Source organism: Bacillus sp. C30 (assembly GCF_040838255.1).
GTDB classification, from domain to species: Bacteria; Bacillota; Bacilli; order Bacillales; family Bacillaceae_G; genus Bacillus_A; species Bacillus_A mycoides.
The window spans coordinates 1-6,306 of record NZ_JBFPJH010000190.1 but is presented as its reverse complement, the minus strand read 5'-3'; the positions used below and the strand labels follow the sequence as shown (position 1 = coordinate 6,306).

Here is a 6,306-nt window from a genome sequence, read left to right as displayed (position 1 = left end):
AAGAAAACTGGATGGAAAATAGCAGGAATTATGCCTTCAAAAGAAATTATTCAAGCGGCGGAGCCTATTTTCTATAAAACGATAACTGTTATTGGTATTTCATTAATGATCGGCGGGGTTTTAATTTACTTTATAATTGCTTCTATTATTAAACCGTTAAAACAACTTGTAATATCATCGAAAAAAATTAGTGAAGGTGATTTAACAGAATCAATTACAGTTCATTCTAAAGATGAAATTGGGCAGTTAGGAGAAAGCTTTAACGAGATGGCATTATCATTACATAATGTCATTTCCAATATAAATATTTCAGCAAGTCATGTAGCAGCATCTTCAGAAGAATTAACAGCTAGCATGAAGCAGACAAGTGAAGCGACGGAACAAATTACACAGGCGATAGAGCAAGTATCGAGTGGGGCTGAAATACAAACGAGAGAAGTTGAAGAAGGAGCAACATTATTAGAAGAAGTTACAGAAGGAGTTCAGCGTGTTGCAGATAGTTCTTCATTAGTATCTACAGCCTCTATGTATACGAAGAAAAAAGCTGAAGATGGTGGAAAGTTAGTTGAGCAAACTGTGAATCAAATGCAATTAATTCATGAGTCTGTTTCAAAGTCAGATAAAGTCATTGTTTTATTAGATGATAAGTCGAAACAAATTGGAGCAATCCTTGAAGTGATTCAACATATTGCAGAGCAGACAAACTTATTAGCATTAAATGCTGCAATTGAGGCTGCAAGAGCTGGGGAACAAGGAAGAGGTTTTGCAATTGTAGCCGATGAAGTACGGAAATTAGCAGAACAATCGGGACAATCTTCTACGGAAATTGATAAGCTAGTGAAAGAGATACAATTTGATATAAAAGAAACAGTAAGCTCTATGAATCAAGTTGGGACAGAGGTACAATCAGGGCTTGTAGTTGCAAATGAAACGAAGAAAAGCTTTGTAGAAATATTGAAATCTACAAATGATACAGTAGTACAAATTGATAGTATGGTAGAAGTAGCGAAGCAAATGACGGTAGATGCAAAACAAGTAAGTGCATCTATTAATGAAATTGCAGCAACGATTGAAGAAAACGCAGCAAGCGTCCAAAATATCGCGGGCTCTTCTGAAGAGCAATTAGCTTCAGTAGATGAAATAAATGCAGCAGCAGTTCATCTATCACAAATGGCGGAAGAATTACAAGGGATGATTGGCAAGTTTAAAGTATAAGAGGCAAGTGTTAAGAAACGAGGTAATCATTTTACTTCGTTTCTTTTTTATGGCAACGGTAATGAGATAAAGTGAAGAAATATATAGTAATCGTGTTATGATTAAATACGAAAACAAAAGACTGTATTTTCTTTAAATTCTATTTTTATTGATGTTAGGGGAATGATTTTGAAATTGAAGAAATTGAAACTACAACCGAGAATTACATTAACTATTAGTACACTTATTCTTGCTGTGCTTCTGTTAACGAGTTATTTATTTTACTACATATTATCTGAAACAGTAGAAGACCAAATCGGAAAAAGAGCGCTGTATGTTGCGAAAACAGTTGCTGCTATACCGGAAATCGGGGAAGCTTTTCAAAAAGAAAATCCAGCTTCTATTATTCAGCCAATTGCAGAAAAAATTCGAATCGAAACAGATGCTGATTTTATTGTAGTTGGAAATAAAGATGGTATTCGTTATGCGCATCCTAAGCGAGATAAAATAGGAGAGAGAATGGTTGGCGGAGATAATGAAGGGGTTCTATTAGAAGGGGAATCTTATGTTTCGAAAGCAACGGGATCATTAGGGCCTTCATTACGCGGCAAAGTTCCGATTCGTAATCAGGATAATGAAATTATTGGCGTAGTATCTGTTGGTTTTTCAATGGATGATATTCATGGAGCGATAGAAGTGTATGGAAAGCGTGTGTTTTGGATTACAATAACAGGTCTGTTAATTGGGATAATTGGCTCTGTATATTTAGCCAAAAGTATTAAGCGGATGATGTTTGGAATGGAGCCAGAAGAAATTTCATCTTTATACGAGGAGCATAGTACAGTTATTCAATCTGTACGGGAAGGAATTGTAGTAATCGATAAAAATGGCATGGTTAGTTTAGTAAATCAAGCGGCATACGATATCCTTTCTTTAGATAAACAACAAAATATAATAGGGAAATTTATTTTAGATGTTATTCCTAATTCATCGATACTGGATGTACTTCAAACTGGAGAAGAACAATTTGACCGTCAATTAAATATAAAGGGACAGGATGTTATTGCCAATCGCCTACCTATTAAAGTTAATAATAAAGTAACTGGTGTAGTATCCAGCTTGCGCCTGAAATCTGAAATGGATCAATTAACAGCGGAATTATCTCAAACACGGCAATATACAGAGGCATTACGGGCGCAAACGCACGAATATAACAATTTATTGTATACGCTTTCGGGTCTTATTCAATTAGAGTCTTATGAAGATGCTTTAGAGCTTATTCATAAGGAAACGGCAGTATATCAAGAGTTCGTTCAATTTATTATGAAACGAATTCAAAATCCATGGTTAGGTGGGATTTTAATTGGATTTTATAATAGGGCGCGAGAGTTGAAGATTGAGTTTATGTTAGATCGGGAAAGTAGTTTAGAAGAGTTAAGTCCGCATATTGAGAGTAATTACGTTGTTTCTATTTTAGGGAATTTGATTACGAATGCATTTGAAGCAATTGAAAGAAATCACGAGCATAATAAGAAAGTAAGAATGTTTGTAACAGACATTGGAGAAGAAATATTAATTGAAGTGGAAGATTCAGGACAAGGTGTTCATGATGAAATAATTACAAGTATATTCTATAAAGGTTTTTCGACGAAGGCGGGCGAAAAACGTGGATATGGATTAGCGAAAGTGAAAGAGTTAGTGGAAGATTTAAATGGAAGTATTGCGATTGAAAAAGGGGATTTAGGTGGTGCTTTATTTATCATTGCATTACCGAAAGAGAGAGGCGAATTGTAATGAATGAGGGGATTGAAGTATTGATTGTAGAAGATGATATTCGGATTGCGGAAATTCATCGTCGTTTTACTGAAAAAATTGAAGGGTTTAAAGTAATTGGAACAGCAACGACTGGGGAACAGGCGAAAGAATGGTTAGAGTTTGTAAAGCCACAACTCGTTTTATTAGATGTATATTTACCTGACATGCAAGGGACTGAACTCGTCACATATATTAGGCATAATTTGCATGATACAGATATTATTATGATTACAGCCGCATCAGAGACGGATGTAGTGCGACATGCTTTAAGAGGCGGAGTAACAGATTATATTGTAAAGCCACTTACATTTGATCGGTTTAAAACAAGTTTAGAAAGTTATCAAAAGAAGATTACGAAGTTAAAGAAAAATACTCAATTATCTTCAGAACAGATTGAACATCTATGGTCCCAAAGAGGGGGGCAGGCAAATCAAATAGAATATGCGCCAAAAGGAATCGACCCTTTAACGTTAGCAAAAATAAAAAAGCATATGCTAACTATTAATGAAGAGGGAATTACTGCAGAGATACTAAGTTCAATGGTAGGTGTAAGCCGATCAACTGCTAGGCGCTATTTAGAGTATTTGATCTCTGGAAAGAAAGTGCATGCGGAGCTTATATATGGAAGTGTGGGAAGGCCAGAAAGAAGGTATTTCCGCGTTTCTTCATAGGGGATTTTTACAACAATAAAAACAGTAGAGGATTATTACATTTCCTCTACTGTTTTTTCTAGTTTCATCTTATATTGGAATAATTCCAATTACAATTCCAGTAATCAACATAACCATTGTCGTTCCAACAGCCCAAAGTAAAGTGAATCGTTGGTGTTCACCAAAATCAACCTTGGCCATTCCGACTAATAAATAAGTGGAAGCAACGAGGGGACTCAGTAAGTGAACAGGTTGCCCGAGTAACGAAGCACGTCCCATTTCTGCTGCACTAATTCCGTAAGCGGCAGCAGCTTTCGTTAAAATAGGTAATACACCGAAGTAAAAGGCATCATTAGACATGAAAAATGTGAACGGCATACTTAGTAAAGCTGTAATAATTGGAAGTTGGGGGCCAAGTGCATCTGGTATAAGAGTAACAGCACTTTGAGCCATTGCATCTACCATTTTTGTTCCAGATAGAATACCTGTGAAAATTCCAGCAGCAAAGACGAGAGAAACAACCGCTAATACGTTTCCAGCGTGAGACGCAATACGCTCTTTTTGTTGTTCTAAGTTAGGATAGTTAATCATAACAGCAATAGCAAAAGCGACTGTAAATAAAACAGGTAACGGCATAACTTCTAGTATGAGACAAACGAGGAGGGAAGCAGTTAATAAAAAGTTAATCCATAGCAGTTTCGGGCGTTTATGTATTTCAGCTTCAACTGTCGCAGCTTGCTCATCCATTGTTTGCATTTGTTTTAAATATTGTACATCCATAATCCCTAAACGTTTTCTTTCTTTTTTTCCAAGATAGTAGGCAACGAAAACTACCCAAATTGCACCAGCAATCATTCCTGGTATAAGTGGTGTGAAGAGTTCTGAGGCATCAAGTCCAAGAGCACTCATAACCCGAGCAGTTGGTCCACCCCAAGGTGTAAGATTTGTCACACCTGCTCCTAACATAACAACCCCAGCTAATATAAGTGGATTCATTCCAAGACGTTTATATAGTGGATACATTGCGGAAACTGTAATCATATATGTTGTTGTTCCGTCACCATCTAATGAAACGATAATAGTAAGAATAGCTGTACCAACAACAATTTTTAAAGGATCACCTTTTACAAATTTTAAAATTTTACTAATAACAGGATCGAATAAACCGCTATCAATCATAATTCCGAAATATAAAATGGCGAACATAAGCATAATACCAGTAGGTGCTAGCTTTTGAATTCCTTCTAACATCATCGGGCCCATATTGGCATAAAAGCCACCAATTAATGCGAAAGTAATTGGAATTAATATTAATGCTACTAAGGCTGACATACGTTTAGTCATAATCAAAAACATAAAGACAAATACCATTGAGAATCCGAGTAATGCTACCATGTAATCTCCCCCTCAAAAAAAATGATTGCGCTTTCAATATAAAACGAAAATTCAGATAAAAGGTTTTTTATTTATAATAAAAGGTTCAATTCGAATGGTAAATAATTAAAGAAATAACATCATTAGAAACATAATCTTTATTTTGATCATTTTGTTCATGAGGTAATTTTGAATTTTTAAAAAGATAAATGCCTTCGTACAAGAATGGTAGAATAAGGTGAAAACGAGAAGCACGTGAAGTAGGGAGTAGATTTTGAATGGAAACAAGAATAGAAGAGATTTATAGTTCATGTAAAGGCAAAGTAGAGGAGATTTTTATTAATGAATCCTCTTACGTATATGAATGGGAAAAATTAATGATGATTCGAAAGCACGATGGTGAGCTTGAGAAAATCGGGGTAGGGATCAGTGGAAATATAAGATTAGTAAATGTAGAAGTTGGACAGGAAATTGATACGGATACATTATTAGTTAAGCTGGAAGATGATTTATTAATTACTGGTTGTGAATGATGAGGGATGTGTAGAAGTAACTGCACATCTCTTTTTTGTTCCATATATTACAAAAAGAACATTGTTTTTTCACAAATCTCACACAACCTTCTGCTATTCTTTTCGTGGAGTATACGGTTTTTAGGGAGGAATATTAATGAGGGTAAAATATGTCGTACTTGTTATATGTGTATGTTTCATCTTTATGGCAGTAGGATGTGGAAAACAGGAAATAAAAGCTGTGGCAATTAATGAGAAACATGATAAATGTGATATTTGCCAAATCGGGGTAATGGATAATCAATTTGCAACAGAAATCATTTTAGAAAGTGGAAAAGCGTTAAAGTTTGATGATATCGGTTGTATGTATAAATGGATGGAGATTAATCCAAGTGAAAAGATGAAAGAAAAATTTGTTCGCGATTATGATTCAAAAGATTGGATTTCATTAGAAGATGCGACTTACGTATATGATAAAACAATAACGACACCGATGGCTTATAATGTCATTTCATTTAAAAATAAAAAAGATGCAGAGAGTTTTGTATCTAACTATAAAGGGAAAGTTCTTTCGTATAAAGAGCTAGCAGAGCATAAATGGGAAATGAATAAAGAGATGATGGGGAAACCGAAAACAGGGAATCACGGTGGGCATCATTAATAATAGAGAAAGACAACTATATAGTTGTCTTTTTCTATTATTACTCAGGTGCAAATATAGAAAAGGTGTAAAATTTTTAGAAGAACGGTTACAATGGAAT

Annotated in this window: 6 protein-coding genes; 5 read left to right on the top strand and 1 reads right to left on the bottom strand. The window is 35.0% G+C overall.

All coding sequences use genetic code 11. The features are described 5' to 3' along the window. The 3 genes from AB3X49_RS15880 to AB3X49_RS15870 all read left to right on the top strand — a co-directional run. Positions 1-1,215 (top strand): methyl-accepting chemotaxis protein (locus AB3X49_RS15880; RefSeq protein WP_367963251.1); only part of this gene is annotated, 1,215 nt, incomplete at its 5' end. Between the two features lie 162 nt (positions 1,216-1,377). Beyond that, the gene (locus AB3X49_RS15875; RefSeq protein ID WP_367963248.1) at positions 1,378-2,988 is read left to right on the top strand and encodes an ATP-binding protein; all 1,611 of its coding nucleotides are present in this window, start codon (positions 1,378-1,380) and stop codon (positions 2,986-2,988) included. Further along, positions 2,988-3,680, top strand: coding sequence for a response regulator (locus AB3X49_RS15870; protein ID WP_367963246.1), 693 nt, complete (start codon positions 2,988-2,990; stop codon positions 3,678-3,680). The genes AB3X49_RS15875 and AB3X49_RS15870 overlap by 1 nt, the downstream gene beginning before the upstream one ends. 69 nt (positions 3,681-3,749) lie before the next feature. Here the strand turns inward: AB3X49_RS15870 and AB3X49_RS15865 are convergent, their stop codons facing one another. Beyond that, positions 3,750-5,054, bottom strand: a complete 1,305-nt coding sequence (locus AB3X49_RS15865; RefSeq protein WP_367963244.1) for a CitMHS family transporter — start codon at positions 5,052-5,054, stop codon at positions 3,750-3,752. Between the two features lie 257 nt (positions 5,055-5,311). On the opposite strand from AB3X49_RS15865, the gene AB3X49_RS15860 reads away from it, so the two are divergent. Further along, complete coding sequence (locus AB3X49_RS15860) at positions 5,312-5,566, top strand: hypothetical protein (protein WP_367963242.1); 255 nt, start codon at positions 5,312-5,314, stop codon at positions 5,564-5,566. A 136-nt stretch (positions 5,567-5,702) separates the two neighbouring features. Beyond that, the gene (locus AB3X49_RS15855; protein WP_367963240.1) at positions 5,703-6,206 is read left to right on the top strand and encodes a nitrous oxide reductase accessory protein NosL; all 504 of its coding nucleotides are present in this window, start codon (positions 5,703-5,705) and stop codon (positions 6,204-6,206) included. The last annotated feature ends 100 nt before the right edge of the window (positions 6,207-6,306 follow it).